This is a genomic window from Vibrio sp. 10N.286.46.A8 (assembly GCF_041470165.1).
Taxonomy (GTDB): Bacteria; Pseudomonadota; Gammaproteobacteria; order Enterobacterales; family Vibrionaceae; genus Vibrio; species Vibrio tasmaniensis_A.
In genome coordinates, this window is sequence record NZ_JBFRLX010000123.1 from 1 (window position 1) to 19,812 (window position 19,812).

The window sequence follows — 19,812 nt, forward strand, 5'->3', positions numbered from 1 at the left end:
ATACCGACGAACAACAGCAGAATCATCAACAACCAAGGCTTTATGATATCGGTTATTTGAGATTCGATTAACCAGAGGAAGCAAATAACTGACTGATGACATGCTGTCTTTGAGGATGTAATCAATCACACCCTTCGCGAGTACTTGTTCTCGAAGTGTGTTGTTGAACATGCCGGTTAGGACTATGATTTTTTGTTGATAGCCGAGTACCAAATCAATGATCTCGCCATCTTGACCATCGGGTAAGCAGTAATCGAGCACCGCGCACAAGAAATCCGTATCTTGTTCTAAGATAGCTTTAGCTTCAGCCACTGATTCAGCCAGCGCGACCTCATAGCCATCATTTTTAAATTGCTGGTACAGGTAGTTTCTGAATGCACGACTATCTTCGACTACTAGTATTTTATCACTCAAAAGTTATCCCTACTTATAGGTTAAATACTCTCTAACAATACTATCAGAATAGTAAGTGGCTAATGAAGTTAAAGCTATTTAGCTGGGCTCCAGATCATTTTAAATCTGAGAATAATTGATTATACTGTTTATAAATACAGTTGTAAGGTTGGGTTATTCCTAGATGTGTAGTGCGGGTGAAGAGAAAGTAAGAAAGATAATCCACGTTGATATGGACTGTTTTTACGCAGCTGTTGAAATGAGAGATAATCCCGCTTACCGAAATCGACCACTTGCAGTAGGGGGGCATGAAAAGCAGCGTGGCGTTTTGAGTACCTGTAATTACGAAGCTCGCAAGTTTGGTATTCGTTCTGCAATGCCGACGGGAAAGGCGCTGCAGCTTTGTCCCAATCTGTTGGTTGTTCCTGGGAGGATGTCGGTCTACGTCGAGATATCGAAAAAGATTCGCGAGATTTTTTCTCGATATACATCCATCATTGAACCCCTGTCTTTAGATGAAGCTTTTCTTGATGTCACGGATTCGACGCTGTGTCGTGGTTCGGCAACACTTATTGCCGAAGCAATTCGTAGCGATATCTGGAATGAACTTAACCTGACCGCTTCTGCTGGTATTGCGCCGATTAAATTTTTGGCGAAGGTGGCCTCGGATCTAAACAAGCCTAATGGTCAGTTTGTTATTCCTCCACAGGATGTTCAATCAATGATTGATGAGCTGCCACTCGAAAAAATCCCAGGCGTTGGCAAGGTCAGTATTGAAAAGCTCCATCAAGCTGGCTTCTTTACTTGTAAGGACATTAAGGAATCTGACTATCGAGATCTATTGCTCCGGTTTGGCCGTCAAGGCGCATCACTCTGGAAGCGCAGCCATGGTATTGATGACAGAGAAGTTATTATTGAGCGTGAACGAAAATCGGTAGGCGTGGAGCGAACTTTTACTCAGAATATTTCTACTTACGCAGAATGTTGGCAGGTAATTGAAGACAAGCTTTTTCCTGAGCTTGAAGCACGTCTAGAGAAAGCTAGCCCAACTAAAGCTATCATCAAGCAGGGTATTAAGCTCAAGTTTGCCGACTTCCAGCAAACCACTATTGATCACATACACGCCTCTCTCGATCGAGAGCACTTTAAAGAACTGTTGAGTGAGATACTTAAAAGGCAGCAAGGGCGAGAAATACGCCTACTTGGTTTAAGCGTAATGCTACAACCCAAAGACCAAATGCGTCAGTTGAGTTTCTTCTAGGGAAGGCGCTGAGAGTTTAGATTTAGAGGTGTTGTTGGAAGTGCTAGAGTTTGAATACCGACTAGACTCCACAGCCTAGCCAGCTTCTATATCAATACGTGATATGCCTTATCTAGGAAGCTGTTTAACTCGCGCTAAGGTATCACTGAATGGTTGCTGCTCTAACTTTCCGTAACCGACCATTTTGCTGGCTTTAAGCCTGGTTGAAAGCGGGGTTGCTATTCCGCATAGAAAACGAGTAATGGCTTCGTCGGTGATCAATTGTTGGCTTGCGGAAATGAATTCATGGGTCCATGTCATTACGGTCTCGTCGTCAACGGGTTCAACATCGACGGTTGGTAAAATTGCCACTTCACCACGGCATACAGAGCAATGACCGCAGTTTGTTGGTGCCTTATCATCGGCAAAGTAACTCGCTAGGCGTGAGCTTAGGCAGGTATCAGCCTCAAAGAAGCTCAGCATTTGGTTAAGGCGGTTTATCTCACTGTTCTCTTTTGCCTTAAACAATTCAGTTAGACGTTCCGATAACTGCATCATGTCTTCAGTGGTGTTGTGGATCGCATACACATCTGTGATCTGCTTACTTTCCAACTCAATCCAACCTTGTTCATTGAAGTAATCGATTGCCGCAATCACACGCTGACGATCAGTCTGGAAGTGTGTCCACAGTGCGTCGAAGTCGACTTGGCACCATACTCTTGCTTGAGGAGAACATTGGAAAATCGCTTCCACAAAATGGCGACGTTCGCCTTGGAATTGTTCGGTGATCTGCTGCTTAGTACGTATGAATTTAAATTTGTAGTCAGCAAAGTAGCTGTATTTAGGCTCAATCACGCCTTCAATTTCAAGATACACCAATAGCGTTTTTAGTGGTAACTGACGAATGTTGGACTCACGCGATAGTTGGTTGAGCATGATTTCCCATTGGTTTGTGCCAGAAGCCGCAATGTTTTGGTTTTCGTATATTTCTTTTAAGACCGTTTGAATTGATATGTTGTCTGGCGTGTCGCCAAAGACGAAGTTCTCTAGTGTACTTAGACCATATTTGTTGGCGAGAAGAATACATTCTGAAGGCTGACCATCTCTGCCGGCTCTGCCTATCTCTTGCGAGTAGTTTTCGATCGATTTCGGTAAGTCAAAGTGAATCACTCGGCGAATGTTGGACTTATCGACACCCATACCAAAAGCAATGGTTGCCACGATGCAGTTCACGTCATCGTTCATGAATTGATGCTGAATGGCATCTCTGTTTTCAGGCTTAAGACCGGCATGGTAAGCCACGGCATTAACGCCAGCATTACGGAGTTGCTGAGCCACCATCTCTGCTGTCTGTTGAAGGGTGACATAAACAATAGTCGGAGCTAGAGAAGCTTGGTTAACGACATTGTACAAGGTTTCTAGTTTGCTGGTTTGTTCGCAAGGTTGAATCGACAGGTCGAGGTTTTGACGATAGAAACCCGTAACCACAACGCGTTCCTCATCAATTTCAAACTTCGACTTCATATCTTGGATAACCGATGTCGTCGCAGTAGCTGTCAGTAGCAGTACTTGTGGAATATTGAGCTGCTTTTGGTATTGGGGAAGCTTCAGGTAGTCTGGTCTGAAGTTGTGTCCCCATTCTGATATACAGTGTGCTTCATCAACTACGAGCATAGAGATGGGAACTTGGGAGATAAACTGACGAAAGCGTTCGTTCTTCAAGCGCTCAACAGAGATCATTAGGATTTTAGTATCGCCGTTACGCACGGATTGCATCACCTGTTGTGTGGTTTGTCTGTCTTGGCTTGATTCGATTGCAGCCGCGCTTATTCCCTTACTGTGTAAGAAGCTGAGCTGGTCTTTCATTAAGGCTAACAATGGTGATATCACTAAGGTTAAGTGCGGCAACTCTAGTGCTGGCAATTGGTAGCAAAGCGACTTGCCTGAGCCTGTTGGGAATATAGCGGCAGTCGAGTGACCAGATAGAACATTATCAATGACTTGCTTTTGCCCATTACGCAGTGAGTCGAATCCGAATACTTGTTTTAGCTTCTGCTCAATCATTTATGTTCTACCTGAGTTATTAAGTGTCGTATTGATGTTAAAGCGGGCGCCTATTGATGATTGCGTCGCTTGATGAATCAAATGTCTTGCACCTGATTGTACCTAATTCTATTCTGTAGCTCCTATAGAAAAGCACCCCAATAGTATGAATAAGTCTGAGCTTCGCCAAATAATCATAGAGCAACTCGAATCCCGATTACGTATCGCACAATCTGCTACTCAACGCGCTATTGATGCTGCGACCGATGAAGAGACTGTGCCTGAGCATAAGTACGACACTCTGGCTCTAGAAGCTTCGTATCTTGCTCACGGTCAAGCTGTAAGAGTGCAAGAGTGTGAAGATGACATTCAGTGTTATCGTAACTTAGTGCTGCGTGATAGTGAGAGGATTACAGTGAGCAGCTATGTTGTGGTCATTGACGAGCATGATCAATATAAACATTTTTTTATGGGGCCGAGAGTCGGTGGGCTTTCTGTTACGTGGAATAACAATGAAGTTGCTATCGTGACGGAAAATGCACCTTTTGGTCAGGCTCTAATGGGGAAAGAAGTCGGTGATGAGATTGAGTTTAAGGTCGCAGATAAACAGTTTTGCTATGAAGTAATATCTATCGACTAACTGAGTAGCGTATATATAAAACGTTTCTCTGACAAAGAAGCATATACCAAGGGTATAGTAATCTGTCAGATTGATGAGAGGATGTTATGAAAAACAATGTATTTATGAAAAACAAAATATTTATGAAAAACAATGTATTAATCGCATCGTTAACAGCGGTAATCTCTGTTATGAGCTTGCCAACTTTTGCTGCTCAGTGTCGAGTTGATTTGAAAAATGAATTGCGAATCGATGACCAGAAAGTCGAAATCCATCAAGAGAATGGTGATACTGCCGTTTTTGATGGTAACAACGACTTATATATCCATGGTGAGAAGGTTGAGCTAGATGCCGACCAACAAGCGGCGATTGAGAAATACCGCGAAAAAATGAGTGAGTACTTACCACGAGCGAAACAAATGGCTAACGATGGCTTAGCGTTAGCGAATGATGTTATTGATGACATTGCTGCTAGCCTAGATTCACCGGAATCATTTGATAATGTAAAAGAGTCAATGAAAACCTACTTTGCTGAACTGGAAGCTCGTTACTACAAAGATGGCGAGTTAGTGTTACCAGCAGACAGTTTTGATTCGATGGCCAATGGTTGGTCTGAAGATTTCGAGAAGGCTAAGGAGATCTTTAACCAAGAATTTATCTCTAGCGCTTTTAATGCGATGTCAGAAAAAATGAAACAAGATGGTGGCTTAAACCTTACTGAATTAGCTGACAGCATGACTGCATTAAAGCTTAAAGTTGAAGAGCGCATGAAAGAACACTCTCAACAAGTTCAAGAGGAAGCGAATGAGTTCTGTGATTCTCTTGATGAGATGGCAGAACAAGAGCAACAGCTGCATGAAATCATTCCGAATCTAAAAGACTATCAAGTCTTCACGATCTAATCTGAATCTAACTATAAGTAACAAGAGCACCAGTTGGTGCTCTTTTTGTTCGTATAAATTGAACAAAAAGACGAATATTCATCTCAATTCAATCAATTGTCTCTCTAGTCCTGAACCTTGCTTTACTGCTTTTAAGTAAACGATAAGACCGGTCATTTGTTAATTTAATGGTTCTAAATAGCGCATTTGTTGTAAAAACTAGAAGATTGCTCATTTATTAGTTGTACCTATCATTGCTTTTGATTACTGTACTTCCCAACTAGTTCACTGATTTTTGATGCGGGCAATATGGACCAACAATCTTCCTCTTCAAGAGAGCACTTTAGCTCTCGTTTGGGTTTTATTTTAGCAGCTGCGGGTGCAGCTGTTGGCTTAGGTAATATTTGGGGTTTCCCAACCCAAGTCGCCAGTAACGGCGGTGGTGCTTTTCTGCTTGTTTACCTAATTATGATTTTCGTGGTTGCTTTCCCGATGCTGGTGGTTGAGATGGCTATTGGTCGACATGGCCAAGCAAATCCTGTCGATAGTATGCGCTCTTTGACTACAAACCCATTAGGCAAGAAAGTCGGTGAATTTGTCGGTTGGATTGGGTTGAGTGTTCCAAGTGCAGTGCTAGCGTTTTATAGCATTGTCGGTGGTTGGTTGATCTGCTTCCTAATTGGTGCTGTCGCTGACCTGATTGGTCTAGAGGCTGCTGCTGATTGGTTTAAAGGCTTCAGTGTTGAGCGCAATGTTTTTGGTACCGTCGCATTCTATGTACTGACTATCTTGATTGTTCAGGGCGGTGTTAAGCAGGGGATCGAGAAATGGTCGACCCGTTTGATGCCTGCGCTATTTGTGTTATTTGGCTTATTGTTTGTTTACATCATGACGCAATCTGGCGCGATGGAAGGCCTAAAGCATTACCTAGTTCCAGACTTTGAGAAAGTGTGGGATAGAAAACTGATTCTAGCGGCTATGGGGCAGGGCTTCTTCTCGCTCACTATTGGTGGTTGCTCGATGTTGGTTTATGGCTCTTACTTAAGTAAGAAAGAGAACCTGCCAAAAATGGCAATGAATGTTACCTTAGTTGATACCGCGGTTGCTTTTATTGCAGGCTTAGTCGTGATGCCTGCCATGTTTGTTGCGATGCAAAAAGGTGTTCAAATTTATGCTGAAGATGGCTCATTACTGAGCTCTGATACCCTAGTATTTACGGTTCTGCCTTTGATGTTTGATAGCCTAGGTATGCTGGGCCAGGTCTTCGCAATTGTGTTCTTCTTATTGCTAACGATTGCAGCACTTACTTCATCGATTTCAATGTTGGAAGCCCCTGTCGCTCTTGTTAGTGAGCGTTTTAAGACCAGACGAACGCCAACAAGTTGGGTAATTGGTGGTGCAATCGCACTGTTCAGTGTGGTGATTGTTTACAACTTTGCTGCGATGTTTGGTATGGTTGCGATGATTGCGACTCAGTACCTTCAACCAGTCGCTGCGCTGATGTTCTGTGTGTTTGGTGGTTGGGTATGGAGCCGAGCGTCAAAAGTGAAAGAGCTTGAGCAAGGTTGTCCTGACTTTCAACTTGGTTGGTTTGGTAAGGTTTGGCCAATGTATGTGAAGTTTGTGTGCCCAATTTTAGTCGCAACGGTTATCTGGGCATCATTTGGCTAGTAGACCATTTAACATCTAGATGATTAGACTTGCAGTTCAAGGCCACTCTTAATGAGTGGCTTTGTTGTTTTTGTATCGAACAAGCTTGTTTTGCTCGATAGAAAAAAGGCGCTGAATATAAAATTCAGCGCCTTTTTATTGTTCGTTAAGCAATCGTGATTACTTAATTTCCATACCTTGTGCTTGCAAGTCTGCATGGTAAGAAGAACGTACAAACGGACCACATGCTGCGTGAGTGAAGCCTAGCTCTAGAGCAATCTCTTTCAACTCATCAAACTCAGAAGGCGGCACGTAACGTTCAACTGGCAAGTGGTGACGGCTTGGTGCTAGGTACTGGCCTAGTGTCAGCATTGTTACGCCATGTTCACGAAGATCTTTCAATACTTGAACGATCTCTTCTTTCGTCTCACCAAGGCCCATCATCACACCTGATTTGGTTGGGATGTTTGGATGCTGCTCTTTGAATTTTCTCAACAGATCAAGAGACCACTTGTAGTTCGCACCTGGACGCGCTTTACGGTATAGGCGCGGCGCTGTCTCTAGGTTGTGGTTGAAAACATCTGGTGGGTTGTCTTTCATTAGTTCAAGCGCAACGTCCATACGACCACGGAAGTCCGGAACTAGTGTTTCGATACGAATGTTTGGGTTTTGCTCGCGAATTTCACGGTTACAATCAGCAAAGTGTTGAGCACCGCCATCACGTAAGTCATCGCGGTCCACTGAAGTGATTACAACGTACTTCAGTTTCATGTCTTTAATCGTCTTAGCCAGTTTCTTCGGCTCTTCGGCTTCTGGAGCATTCGGTCGACCATGGGCAACATCACAGAACGGGCAGCGACGAGTACAGATAGCGCCAAGAATCATAAACGTTGCCGTGCCGTGGTTAAAACATTCAGCTAGGTTAGGGCAAGACGCTTCTTCACAAACTGAGTGCAGGTTGTTTTTGCGCATTGCAGATTTGATTTCTTGAATACGATGGCTGTCTGAAGGAAGTTTAATCTTCATCCATGCAGGCTTACGTAAAACTTCTTTCTGTTCAGCAGGCATATTCTTTACGGGAATTAATGCCATTTTGTCAGCGTCACGATATTTAACGCCTTTTTCCATTTGGATTGGTTTGCTCATGATTTTATGCTTCTGCTGTAATGTTACTGGTGGCTTGAATGTCTACTTGGTCATAGCCGAGTAGTTCTACGAGCTCTTGTATTAACTGTTGCTCAACGTTTTCTAGTTCACTTGGACCACCGAGTTGGCTTACTTGCGCCATTTCCATCCCTTGGTAACCACATGGGTTAATACGTTGGAAGGGAGACAAGTCCATATCGACGTTGAGTGCTAGCCCGTGGAACGAGCAGCCGCGTCGAATTCGTAATCCGAGTGAACAGATTTTCTTGCCATCGACATAAACACCAGGAGCGTCAGGTCGGGCAGTTGAATCTATATTGTAAGCTTTCAGAGTATTGATTACGAGGTTCTCAATATGAGTAACCAAATCACGCACTCCGAATTTCTTGCGGCGGATGTTTATCAGGAAGTAAGCGACTAACTGACCGGGTCCGTGGTACGTCACTTGGCCACCGCGATCGCTTTGTATCACAGGGATATCACCAGCATTTAATACATGCTCAGCTTTACCTGCTTGTCCTTGAGTGAAAACTGGGTTGTGTTCAACCAACCAAATTTGGTCTACGTCTTCATCCGTGCGTTCGTCTGTGAACTTATGCATGGCTTTCCATACAGGTTCGTAATCCTGACGACCTAATTTTTTTACGATTAGCTTATTTTGCAAAGCGGCACTTCCTCAAGGATTAATAAAGTGAGCGCATTATAAACGCGAAACAGGTTTCTAACTACAGACGGACAGCAAGGTTTTTCAACTTTCTTTGTATTTATTGAAAATTAAGTTGAATGCTCTAGAAGGGGAGCGAGGGTTTCAAACAAAAACAGCGGCAATAAGCCGCTGTTTTTCATGCGTAATCGAAAGTTACAGAACCATACGAACGATTTCGATTTCGCCTAGTTCTTTATATAGCGTTTCTACTTGCTCAATTGAAGTAGCAGTAATATTGATAGAAACAGAGTGGTAGTTACCTTTCGCACTCGGTTTTAGAGTTGGGCTGTAGTCACCAGGAGCATGACGCTGGATCACTTCTAGCACTAGTTCAGTAAGTTCTGGCTTAGCGTAGCCCATAACTTTGTAAGTGAATGAACAAGGGAACTCTAAGAGGTCTTTTAGTTTTGCATCAGAATTGATGTTCATGATTAGCTCCAAAAGGCTAGACTCTCGCAAATTGGCGAAATGTTGATAAAAAGCGTGTTCGGTCAATAGACACGAGTAATAAGGCGGAATATTACGTGTAAATATCACCGAACTCAAGATCAACAAAAGCCGCACATGGCGGCTTTTGTTTCGCTAATGAGCAAATCATGAACCTACTCATTAGGTTAGCTATACAGCAAGCTTAGATTTTACGTAGAACAAACTGTTGACTGGTTTAGAACAAACCTTTAAACAGCAGTACTAGGTAATCCCACAGGCGGCTAAATAGGCTGCCTTGGTCTACATCTTCAAGTGCAAGTAGTGGGTATTCAGCAACGTCTTCACCGTCGACTTGGTAGAATAGTTTACCCACAACGTCGCCTTTGCTGATTGGTGCTTCTAGCTCTTTCTCAAGAACGAAGCTTGCCTTCAGGTTCTTAGCTTGGCCACGAGGCAGAGTAACGAACGTATCTTCGTCGACACCTAGTGCAACCGTGTCCTTGCTACCCATCCAGATTTTCTCTTCTACGAATGTCTCGCCAGCGGTGTGTGGTGCCACTGTTTCGAAGAAGCGGAAGCCGTAGCTAAGCAGTTTTTTGCTTTCTGTTTTACGAGCGTTAGCATTCTTGGTGCCCATAACAACAGCAACTAGGCGCATTTTACCTTCGGTTGCTGAGCTTACTAGGCTGTAACCTGCATTGCTTGTGTGGCCCGTTTTAATGCCATCAACGTTCATGCTCTTATCCCATAACAGACCGTTGCGGTTGTACTGGGTGATGCCGTTGTAAGTGAATTTCTTTTGTGAGTAGATACGGTACTCATCAGGAACGTCGCGAATCAGCGCCTGACCTAGTAGCGCCATATCGTAAGGCGTTGAGTAAAGGTTAGGGTTGTCTAGACCGTGCACGTTAGCAAAGTGCGTGTCTTTCATGCCGATAGAGCTCGCCCATGCGTTCATTAAGTCAACAAATGCATCTTCAGAGCCGGCAATATGTTCAGCCATCGCAACACAAGCATCGTTACCTGATTGAATAATGATACCGCGGTTCAGCTCTTCAACTTTAACGGTTGTACCAACTTCAATGAACATCTTAGATGAATCAGGGAAGTTTTTAGCCCAAGCATTTTCACTGATAACAACATCGTCGTTTAGGTTGATGTTGCCACGCTCTAGCTCTTGGCCGACTACGTAGCTCGTCATCATCTTGGTTAAACTTGCTGGAGAAAGTTGAGTGTTCATCTCTTTCTCTGCGAGTACTTTGCCTGAATGGTAATCCATCAGAACAAATCCCTTAGCAGCGATTTGAGGAGCGTCAGGAACAATAATAGGAGCGGCGAATGACGACGTTGCTATCGTTGCAGAAAGTGCAACTGAAGTAGCAAAGATCGATTTAACAAGTTTATTAGATTTAATCATTTTGAATGCAATTATTAGGTGAACTATTCATATATTAACAGAATCACTCTGTCACACCAGAGCGCTGATTACCAGAAGTAACTGTTAGATAAATTAGCGAGTTAGCGTGTGTTTTTTTATATAAGCTGACGGGTAACCCATTAGCTTAACTTGTTCTAATTTTTCTTGAGTCAGAGCATAGTCATGAAAGGGGCCAAGCATCAGGCGGTAGTTATCATCATTTGGCTGCAAGAACGTTGCTACAGCTAACTTTTCGCCTAGATCTTTGGCTAACTTCTCGGTTCTATCTTCATGTGGGGAAGTGGCTACTTGAATAATAAATTGAGGTAAAGCCGCCTTTTTATTTGCGTCGGTTGGCATAGCCACAGTGATGACTTCTATCTCAACATTTGCCGTGCCTGTTCTCAATACATCAAGTTTGTATGCCGCGGCATAACTAAGGTCAATGATTCGCCCTTCATGAAATGGACCTCGGTCATTGATGCGCACAATCGTCGTTTTGTCATTATCGGTATTCGTCACTTTTACATAGCTCGGAATCGGCAATGTTTTGTGTGCCGCAGACATCGAATACATGTCGTAGATCTCGCCATTCGACGTTAAATGACCATGAAATTTCTTACCGTACCAAGAGGCTTTGCCTTTCTCAGTAAACCCTTCTGTCTTCTTTACGATCTTGTAGTCTTCGCCACGCAAAGTGTAATCCGTGTTACCACCTAAACTATAAGGTTCATACTGAGGGTGAGCATCCTCGAGATGCTCTACTGAGATCGGTGCGTCTGGTGCAATATCTGAATCTATATCGTAGCGTCCTGTTGGTTCTGTCGAAGAACAACCGTTTATAACAACGGCTAGGCTCACTATAGATACTAGTTTTTTTATTGGAAGCTCATTAACCAAAGATGTTTTTATAGGAGTCACTTTAACAGACATCAATTAGGTCGCCTTTGAGAATGCTTTTCTGTGTGTATGGATTGACATTAAAATACCGAAACCGGCCATAAGGGTAACCATAGAGGTACCGCCATAGCTGACCAGAGGTAGAGGGACACCCACCACAGGTAGAATGCCGCTTACCATACCAATGTTTACGAAAATATAGACGAAGAAACTCAGTACGATACTGCCGCCCATCATTCGCCCAAATGCTGTTTGAGCTTGGCTTGCAAGCACTAAGCCACGGCCAATAATGAACAGGTAGATAGCGAGCAAAAACAAAATACCAATCATGCCCCACTCTTCGGCGATGACCGCAAAAATAAAGTCGGTATGGCGCTCTGGAATGAACTCTAGTTGAGATTGGGTACCTTGCAGCCAACCTTTTCCTGATATACCACCAGAGCCAATTGCAATCTTACTTTGGATGATGTGATAGCCTGCACCTAATGGATCTGATTCAGGGTCAAAAAGGGTTCTTACACGAACTTTTTGATATTCACGCATCAAGAAGAACCATAAGATTGGAATAAACCCACCCAGTGCAATCGCGGCACTAGCAATGATCTTCCAACTAATACCTGCCAGGAATATCACGAAGATACCGGATGCTGCGATGAGTATCGATGTGCCTAAATCTGGCTGTTTAGCGATAAGGATTGTAGGTACAAACACCATCACTAATGAGATAGCTAAGGTTTGGAAAGTGGGTGGCAGTGAGCGCTTACCAATAAATCGAGCCAGCATTAAGGGTACTGCAAGCTTCAATAGTTCAGAGGGTTGGAATCGAATAAAGCCGAAGTTTAACCAGCGCTGTGCACCTTTAGAGGCCTCGCCAAAGAACAATACTCCGAGTAGTAGAATAACGCCGCCCGCAAACAGTAGTGGAGCCAAGGTTTCATAAGTACGAGGCGAGATTTGCGCTAAAAAGATCATCACACTTAAAGACAGCACCATACGCATCGCTTGGCGATCCATCATCGCAAGGCTCTGTCCGCTTGCGCTGTACATAATCAATAGGGCAAAGCCCATTAAAACCAGAATGCCAAGCAATAGCGGCAGGTCGATATGCAGCCGTTCAAATAGGGCTCTATTTCGTCCAGTTGAAGGATCAAGTTTCATTATTTTATTGGCTCACTTTCATAATCTTCTGCAAGAATAATATGGTCTAAAATTCTTCTTACAACTGGGCCACCATTTGATGAACCACCACCGGCATTCTCCAAAACGATAGTTACGACCGCTTCAGGATCTTTAAAAGGCGCATAACCGGTGAAGAGGGCATGATCGCGTAAATGTTCTGCGATTTCATCTGCGTTGTATTCTTCATCTTCTTTTAGACCGAAGACTTGTGCAGTACCTGATTTACCAGCAGTTTGATAAGACATTTTTTGGAATGAGCGTCTTGCTGTGCCTTTCTTTCCGTGGTTTACCAATCTCATGCCTTCTTGCGCGATATCCCAGTATCTCTGCTTAACACCAGTTACCGGAGGGTACGTTTCGATTTCAGATATCGTTTGTTCATCGAACGGTTGACCGTTCTCAATTGTCGCGCGTAGTAAATGGGGAGCGGTTACCTCTCCTTCATTGACCAATACTGAAGTCGCTTTTGCAATCTGCATTGGTGTTGCTGTCCAGTAGCCCTGGCCAATACCGACAGGGATGGTGTCACCTTGATACCAAGGTACACGGTGTCTGGCCATTTTCCATTCGCGAGTGGGCATATTCGCTTTGCTTTCTTCGTAAATGTCGACGCCAGTGTAATCACCAAAACCGAATAACATCATCCATTTAGATAAGCGATCGATGCCTAAATCAAATGAAATTTGGTAGAAGAAGGTATCAACCGATTCTTCAATGGCTTTCTCTATGTCAACGACACCGTGTCCCCAACGTAACCAGTCGCGGAACGGCTTCGTTTTCGAGTTTGGAATCTTCCAATAGCCCGGGTCATTACGCGTCGTGTTCGGAGTAATTACGCCTTCTTGCAGAGCTGCGACGGCAATGAAGGGTTTGATCGTCGATGCTGGCGGATAAATTCCTAGTGTTGCGCGGTTAACTAAAGGTCTGTCTTTGTTTTGAAGCAAGGCATTGTAACCTTTCGAGGAAATACCATGCACGAAGGCATTTGGGTCGTAGCTTGGGCTGGAAACCATGGCTAATACGCCATTGTCTTTCGGGTCGAGAACCACGGCTGAACCACGGCGGCCATCAAGTAATTTATGTACGTATAGCTGAAGTTTGATATCCAAGTTGAGCACGATATCTTTGCCCGGAGCCGAAGGCACAAATTTAAGAGTGCGGATCACTCGTCCACGGCTGTTTACTTCGACTTCTTGATAGCCAGCGGTGCCGTGTAGCATGTCTTCGTAATAGCGCTCAATGCCGAGTTTACCGATATCGCGGGTGGCTTGGTAATTGGCGTCTTTCTCTTCACGAACCAAGCGCTGCATATCACGGTCATTGATGCGCGATACGTAGCCAATAACGTGAGTAAGCACATCACCGTAAGGGTAGAAGCGTTTTAGTGTTCCTGTCACTTCAACACCCGAGAACTTATGTTGATTTACAGAAAAGACCGCCACTTGTTCTTCGGTGAGCTGATTTAGAATAGGTACTGATTTGAAACGACGTGAATTACGACGCTCACGATTAAAACGTTCGATACGCTCTGGTGGTATGTCGATTAACGCTTGTAAACGAACAAGCGTATCTTCCATGTTTTTGACTTTTTCTGGGGTGATCTCCAGATTAAAAACGGGCCGGTTTTCTGCAAGAAGTACACCGTTGCGGTCGTAAATTAAACCACGATTGGGTGCGATTGGAACGACCTTGATGCGGTTGTCGTTGGAGCGGGTTTTATAGTCCTGATATTGATTAACTTGGATGTTGTAAAGGTTCACAACCAGTAAGCTCATCATCACTATAATCCCTGCAAACGCAACAAAAGCACGACTAGTAAATAGTCGTGCTTCTGCTTTGTAATCACGAATTTGGCTACGTGTACGTAACATTAACGCTTATTCTCGATGATAAGGGTGGTTAGCAGTGACGCTCCAAGCTCGATATAAGCTTTCAGCCATGATAACGCGTACTAATGGGTGAGGGAGAGTAAGTGCTGACAGAGACCAGCTTTGGTCTGCTGCCGCTTTACATGCTGGTGCTAATCCTTCAGGCCCGCCAATAAGGATAGAAACGTCACGGCCATCCAGCTTCCAACTTTCCAATTGCTCTGCCAGTTGAGGCGTATCCCACTTTTTACCTGGGATATCGAGTGTAACAATGCGGTTACCTTTTGGAACTGCAGCTAACATCGCTTCGCCTTCTTTTTGAAGAATACGTGCAATATCGGCATTTTTACCGCGTTTTCCCGCCGTGATTTCAATGAGTTCTAATGGCATATCATGAGGGAAGCGGCGTTTATATTCTTTAAAGCCTTCTTCAACCCACTTTGGCATTTTTGTACCAACTGCGATTAACTGGATCTTCAAAGCTTAGCCCCAAAGTTTTTCTAGTTGGTACAGTTCACGATGCTCTTCTTGCATAACGTGAAGCATGCTTGTGCCCATGTCTAGAACAACCCATTCACCTTCTTTTTGGCCGTCCATGCCAAGGGGATTCATGCCAGCCTTGCGCACTTCATCAGCAACGTGTTGTGCAATAGAGGCAACATGGCGCTTAGATGTACCAGTACAAACAATCATGTAGTCAGTAACACTTGATTTGCCTTCTACATCGATAGTCACAATCGACTCTGCTTTCATGTCGTCGGCTTTGTCTGCAAGAAAATCTTTTAGTTCTTCACGTAACACGGGGTGTTCCTTTAATCTGAGTTTAGCTTTTTAGGGTCTGTTGACCCTAGAATATACCACGCTTTTATGCGTGAAATGGGATTGAAGCTGAAGGGATACAAAACTCTACGCTTAACTGATGAATTAGTGGCCAAGGCGACTGTTCATATTGTGTTTTTGTCATCAATTCTACTTGAGTGAGTAGCGCAAACAGGGAGTGTAATTGAGATATCGAAACTCTTGTTAGCGCAGCGTTATAAAGAGGTTTTTTGGATTGCCAGATACGGTGCTTTTCAAATACCTGCGCGATTGGCATCTGCTTCATTTGTTGCTGCATTTGTAATAGCAGAGCAAGCTCACGTTGTATGCTGCGCAATAAGATAACGGGTTCGACATCTTCGGCTTCTAACTGACGCAGGATTCGCTGTGCACGATTGCCTTTGCCTGCTAATAACGCATCACTCCAGTGGAATGGCGTAAAGTGGTTGTGTCGACTCAGCGATTCTTCTAAACGTACTAATGTGAGCTTTCCATCTGGGTATTGGAGAGCCAGTTTTTCTAGGCTTTGGGTGAGCGCAAATAGATTACCCTCATGCCATTGCGCCAACATTTGTATCGCTTCAGGATCCGGTGACAAGCCGATTTGACGACAGCGAGTTTGGACAAACTGAGGTAATCGGCTAACGTCTGGGGTTAGGCAGCTGATCCAGTGGCCTTGATTCGAGAGTGCTTTAAACCACTTAGCGCTTTCTTGAGCCTTAGTGAGCTTGGTGCCCACCAAGATCAACAAGATGTCGCTATGAATATGCTCTGAAAGTGCGAGCAGCTCTTTTGCTATTGCGGCATTGACCCCGGACTCTGGCAATTCAAGTTCGATGAGCTGACGACTAGAGAATAGGCTCAATGCTTGAGTGCAGTCGTAGACTTGATTCCAGTCGAGATTGCTATCAATAGCAAAGCGGTGGCGTTCTTCAAAGCCTTGCTCTTTGGCTGTCTTTTGAATCGCTTCACGGCTTTCCTGTAGCAGTAAAGGTTCGTTACCAAAAATTAGGTAAACGTTACTTAACTGCTTAGCAAGTTGCTCAGATAAACGATCAGCAAAAATACGCATTAAATAAACCTATTACTCAGCTGATTCACTTAACGTTGACTCTTCTTCTGAAGTCGGAGTGATCTCTACGTCTTCAATTTCAATGTTTTTGATGTTGTATTGTTTCTCAAGCTCTTTTACTTGAACCTGTTCAAGCTTTTCTAGGTTCATACTATCAGCTGCAATGTTAGCTTTTAATCGAGCCATTTGACGAAGGATTTGGCTCGTAGCAAGTTTGCGCATTTCGTCTTCTATCATGTCACGCTCAACCGATTTCGCAAGTGCAGTTAACGGGTTATCTAGATAACTGCGGGTTACGCTGGTTGAGAATGTCTTTGAGCCTAAATCCGGGATAGTTACGCGGTATCTTGCTTTGAACGTTAGCTCTTTTTCAGCTGCTCGAGGACCTGTTTTTTGAGAACCTTGATAAAGAGACAGCGTTCGCTCACCGACGCCTTCGCTAATGATGTGCAGGTTAGGTGTGTTCTCAGCAGGTGGCACGATTTCTACATCATTCATACGCAGCTGGCTTTTCATCATACGTGTAAACGTACTGTATTGGTCGTAACTGGTCACAGAGATTTTGTTGAGTTCTTCTGGCACAGAGTAATCACCGCGCAGGTGAAAACCACAGGCGCTCAGTAGGCTAACGGTTAGAACAACAATAGTAACTTTCAATGAAGATAGTGAATTCAGGCGCATTATTTGATGGCTCTCATGAAGGTAGAATACTTATTAAAAAGCTTTAGTTAGTTAGAGTTGTTAGGCTCAAGTCTAAAGCGCTTAAATAAGTAGACAGGGTTATTAGCTACCCTGTCTACAGACTGCTTTTGATGAATTAAGTTCTTTAATTCTTTAGCAATTGCACAATGTTAGCGAAATTAGTTCGCAACGATGTTTAGAAGCTTACCAGGTACGAAGATAACTTTACGGATAGTTAACCCATCTAGGAACTTCTTAGCGTTCTCATCATTTAGACCAAGCTCACGAACTTGCTCTTCTGTCGCGTCAGCAGCAACCGTTAGTTTTGCTCGTAGCTTACCGTTGATCATTACAACGATAGTCTTCTCGTCTTCAACTAGCGCTTTCTCATCGAAAGTTGGCCATGTTGCTGAGTCTACGTTTGATTCACCCAATGCAATCCACATTTCGTAAGAGATGTGTGGCGTCATAGGGTAAAGCATACGTACAACTGCTTTTAGTGCTTCATCAAGAATTGCACGATCTTGTACAGACTCTTGAGGCGCTTTCGCTAGCTTGTTCATCAGCTCCATGATTGCAGCGATTGCTGTGTTGAACGTTTGGCGACGGCCGATATCGTCCGTTACTTTCGCGATAGTTTTGTGGATATCACGACGAAGTGCTTTCTGGTCACCAGATAGAGCAGAAGCATCCACAGTTTCAGCTGCACCTTTAGAAGAGTGAGCGTGAACCAGTTTCCAAACACGCTTAAGGAAACGGTTTGCCCCTTCAACGCCAGACTCTTGCCACTCAAGCGTCATGTCTGCAGGCGATGCAAACATCATGAATAGGCGTACTGTATCAGCGCCGTACTTGTCTACCATCTCTTGTGGGTCGATACCGTTGTTCTTAGACTTAGACATTTTGATCATGCCTGAGTGCTCAACGTTGCGGCCTTGGTTGTCGACAGCTTTTTCAATGCGGCCTTTCGCGTCACGGTCGATAGTCACGTCAGTTGGAGCAATCCACTCTTTAGTGCCTTTCTCGTTGGTGTGGTAGAACGCGTCAGCTAGAACCATACCTTGACATAGAAGTTGCTTGAACGGTTCGTCAGATGTCACGTAACCCGCATCACGTAGAAGCTTGTGGAAGAAACGAGAGTAAAGCAGGTGCATACAAGCGTGCTCAATACCACCAACGTATTGGTCAACTGGCAGCCAGTAGTTAGCTTTCTCTGGATCTAGAATGTCATCAGCTTGTGGTGAACAGTAACGTGCGTAGTACCATGATGATTCCATGAACGTATCGAACGTATCAGTTTCACGTAGCGCAGGTTCGCCATTGAATGTTGTTTCAGCCCAAGATTTGTCAGCTTTGATTGGGCTAGTAACGCCATCCATTACCACGTCTTCTGGAAGAATGACTGGCAGTTGGTCTGCTGGTACTGGGTGAACTTCACCGTCTTCAGTGGTTACCATTGGAATTGGAGCACCCCAGTAACGCTGACGAGATACACCCCAGTCACGTAGGCGGAAGTTTACTGTTTTCTTACCTTTGCCTTCAGCTTCCAGTTTCGCAGCGATTGCATCGAATGCTTCTTGGAACGCAAGACCGTCGAATTCTCCAGAATCGAACAGTACACCTTTCTCAGTGTAAGCCGCTTCAGACACATCTAGCTCAGAACCGTCTTCAGGTTTGATTACTGGGATGATATCGATGCCGTACTTAGTTGCGAATTCGTAGTCACGCTGATCGTGAGCAGGAACCGCCATTACAGCACCTGTGCCGTAATCCATAAGAACGAAGTTAGCTACGTAAACAGGAACAACACGACCGTTAAGAGGGTGGATAGCCGTTAGGCCAGTATCCATACCTTTCTTTTCCATCGTTGCGAGTTCTGCTTCAGCCACTTTGGTGTTACGACACTCTTCAACGAATGCTGCAAGCTCAGGATTGTTCTTAGACGCTTTCTCTGCAAGTGGGTGACCTGCAGCGATACCAACATAAGAAACACCCATTAGTGTGTCTGGGCGAGTTGTATAAACTTCTAGTGGCGCTTCTTCACCGTTAACAGCGAAAGATAGCTCTACACCTTCAGAACGACCGATCCAGTTGCGCTGCATGGTCTTAACCATTTCAGGCCAACCTTCAAGGTTGTCTAGATCGTCTAGTAGCTCTTGAGCGTACTCAGTGATCTTAATGAACCACTGTGGAATCTTCTTTTGTTCTACTGGAGTATCACAACGCCAGCAGCAACCGTCTTCTACTTGCTCGTTAGCAAGAACCGTTTGGTCGTTTGGACACCAGTTAACAGAAGAAGTCTTCTTGTAAACTAGGCCTTGTTCGTAAAGTTTAGTGAAGAACTCTTGTTCCCAACGGTAGTACTCAGGCGTACACGTTGCGAACTCACGTTTCCAGTCGTAACCAAAGCCTAAAAGTTTAAGCTGGTTTTTCATGTATTCGATGTTTTCGTAAGTCCACGGAGCAGGCGCTGTGTTGTTTTTTACAGCTGCGTTTTCTGCTGGTAGGCCGAATGCATCCCAACCGATTGGCTGCATTACGTTTTTACCTTGTAGACGTTGGAAACGAGATACCACATCACCGATGGTGTAGTTACGCACGTGACCCATGTGCAGTCGGCCACTTGGGTACGGGAACATAGAAAGACAGTAGAATTTTTCTTTGTTTGGGTCTTCACTTACAACGAAAGTCTCGCTGTCATCCCAGTGTTGTTGAACCTTTTGTTCAATCTCTTGCGGGTTATATTGTTCTTGCATCGATGGTATCCGG

18 protein-coding genes are annotated in these 19,812 nt (G+C 44.3%); 4 read left to right on the plus strand and 14 right to left on the minus strand.

Going from position 1 to position 19,812, the window contains the following annotated elements; genetic code table 11:
• The coding region (locus AB4232_RS12965; protein WP_372087277.1) for a response regulator at positions 1 to 414 on the minus strand (414 nt) is incomplete at its 3' end.
• 163 nt (positions 415 to 577) lie between these two features.
• On the opposite strand from AB4232_RS12965, the gene dinB reads away from it, so the two are divergent.
• A complete protein-coding gene (gene dinB, locus AB4232_RS12970) occupies positions 578 to 1,654 on the plus strand; it encodes a DNA polymerase IV (protein WP_372087278.1) in 1,077 nt (358 codons plus the stop codon).
• A gap of 108 nt (positions 1,655 to 1,762) precedes the next feature.
• On the opposite strand, the gene AB4232_RS12975 is transcribed toward dinB, so the two are convergent.
• Positions 1,763 to 3,697 (minus strand): ATP-dependent DNA helicase RecQ, encoded by a 1,935-nt coding sequence (locus tag AB4232_RS12975; protein WP_372087279.1) that lies wholly within the window; start codon positions 3,695 to 3,697, stop codon positions 1,763 to 1,765.
• Between the two features lie 145 nt (positions 3,698 to 3,842).
• Here AB4232_RS12975 and AB4232_RS12980 point away from each other — a divergent pair, with 145 nt between their 5' ends.
• The 3 genes from AB4232_RS12980 to AB4232_RS12990 all read left to right on the plus strand — a co-directional run bounded on the left by AB4232_RS12980 (position 3,843) and on the right by AB4232_RS12990 (position 6,847).
• The gene (locus tag AB4232_RS12980) at positions 3,843 to 4,316 is read left to right on the plus strand and encodes a GreA/GreB family elongation factor (protein ID WP_017096215.1); all 474 of its coding nucleotides are present in this window, start codon (positions 3,843 to 3,845) and stop codon (positions 4,314 to 4,316) included.
• Between the two features lie 86 nt (positions 4,317 to 4,402).
• Positions 4,403 to 5,197 (plus strand): YggN family protein, encoded by a 795-nt coding sequence (locus tag AB4232_RS12985; protein WP_372087280.1) that lies wholly within the window; start codon positions 4,403 to 4,405, stop codon positions 5,195 to 5,197.
• A 288-nt stretch (positions 5,198 to 5,485) separates the two neighbouring features.
• Entirely contained in the window at positions 5,486 to 6,847 is a 1,362-nt protein-coding gene (locus AB4232_RS12990) for a sodium-dependent transporter (RefSeq protein ID WP_012603370.1), read from the plus strand.
• A gap of 159 nt (positions 6,848 to 7,006) precedes the next feature.
• On the opposite strand, the gene lipA is transcribed toward AB4232_RS12990, so the two are convergent.
• The 12 genes from lipA to leuS all read right to left on the minus strand — a co-directional run bounded on the left by lipA (position 7,007) and on the right by leuS (position 19,799).
• Positions 7,007 to 7,972 carry a lipoyl synthase gene (gene lipA, locus AB4232_RS12995; RefSeq protein WP_009848385.1) on the minus strand — a complete coding sequence of 322 codons (966 nt, stop codon included), beginning with the start codon at positions 7,970 to 7,972 and terminating at the stop codon, positions 7,007 to 7,009.
• A 4-nt stretch (positions 7,973 to 7,976) separates the two neighbouring features.
• The gene (gene lipB, locus AB4232_RS13000) at positions 7,977 to 8,636 is read right to left on the minus strand and encodes a lipoyl(octanoyl) transferase LipB (protein ID WP_012603371.1); all 660 of its coding nucleotides are present in this window, start codon (positions 8,634 to 8,636) and stop codon (positions 7,977 to 7,979) included.
• 195 nt (positions 8,637 to 8,831) lie between these two features.
• Complete coding sequence (gene ybeD, locus AB4232_RS13005) at positions 8,832 to 9,110, minus strand: DUF493 family protein YbeD (protein ID WP_029223108.1); 279 nt, start codon at positions 9,108 to 9,110, stop codon at positions 8,832 to 8,834.
• 232 nt (positions 9,111 to 9,342) lie between these two features.
• Complete coding sequence (locus tag AB4232_RS13010; RefSeq protein WP_012603373.1) at positions 9,343 to 10,524, minus strand: serine hydrolase; 1,182 nt, start codon at positions 10,522 to 10,524, stop codon at positions 9,343 to 9,345.
• A gap of 93 nt (positions 10,525 to 10,617) precedes the next feature.
• A complete protein-coding gene (locus AB4232_RS13015) occupies positions 10,618 to 11,457 on the minus strand; it encodes a septal ring lytic transglycosylase RlpA family protein (RefSeq protein ID WP_122046922.1) in 840 nt (279 codons plus the stop codon).
• Positions 11,458 to 11,460: 3 nt separating this feature from the next.
• The gene (rodA, locus tag AB4232_RS13020; RefSeq protein ID WP_372087281.1) at positions 11,461 to 12,582 is read right to left on the minus strand and encodes a rod shape-determining protein RodA; all 1,122 of its coding nucleotides are present in this window, start codon (positions 12,580 to 12,582) and stop codon (positions 11,461 to 11,463) included.
• Entirely contained in the window at positions 12,582 to 14,474 is a 1,893-nt protein-coding gene (gene mrdA / locus AB4232_RS13025; RefSeq protein WP_372087282.1) for a penicillin-binding protein 2, read from the minus strand. Before mrdA ends, rodA begins: the two co-directional genes overlap by 1 nt.
• Before the next feature lie 6 nt (positions 14,475 to 14,480).
• Entirely contained in the window at positions 14,481 to 14,951 is a 471-nt protein-coding gene (rlmH, locus tag AB4232_RS13030; RefSeq protein WP_009848474.1) for a 23S rRNA (pseudouridine(1915)-N(3))-methyltransferase RlmH, read from the minus strand.
• Between the two features lie 3 nt (positions 14,952 to 14,954).
• The gene (gene rsfS / locus AB4232_RS13035) at positions 14,955 to 15,272 is read right to left on the minus strand and encodes a ribosome silencing factor (protein ID WP_009848475.1); all 318 of its coding nucleotides are present in this window, start codon (positions 15,270 to 15,272) and stop codon (positions 14,955 to 14,957) included.
• A gap of 64 nt (positions 15,273 to 15,336) precedes the next feature.
• Positions 15,337 to 16,362, minus strand: a complete 1,026-nt coding sequence (gene holA, locus AB4232_RS13040; RefSeq protein ID WP_372087283.1) for a DNA polymerase III subunit delta — start codon at positions 16,360 to 16,362, stop codon at positions 15,337 to 15,339.
• 12 nt (positions 16,363 to 16,374) lie between these two features.
• Complete coding sequence (gene lptE / locus AB4232_RS13045) at positions 16,375 to 17,043, minus strand: LPS assembly lipoprotein LptE (RefSeq protein ID WP_372087284.1); 669 nt, start codon at positions 17,041 to 17,043, stop codon at positions 16,375 to 16,377.
• 179 nt (positions 17,044 to 17,222) lie between these two features.
• Positions 17,223 to 19,799, minus strand: a complete 2,577-nt coding sequence (gene leuS / locus AB4232_RS13050) for a leucine--tRNA ligase (protein ID WP_372087285.1) — start codon at positions 19,797 to 19,799, stop codon at positions 17,223 to 17,225.
• Between the last annotated feature and the right edge of the window lie 13 nt (positions 19,800 to 19,812).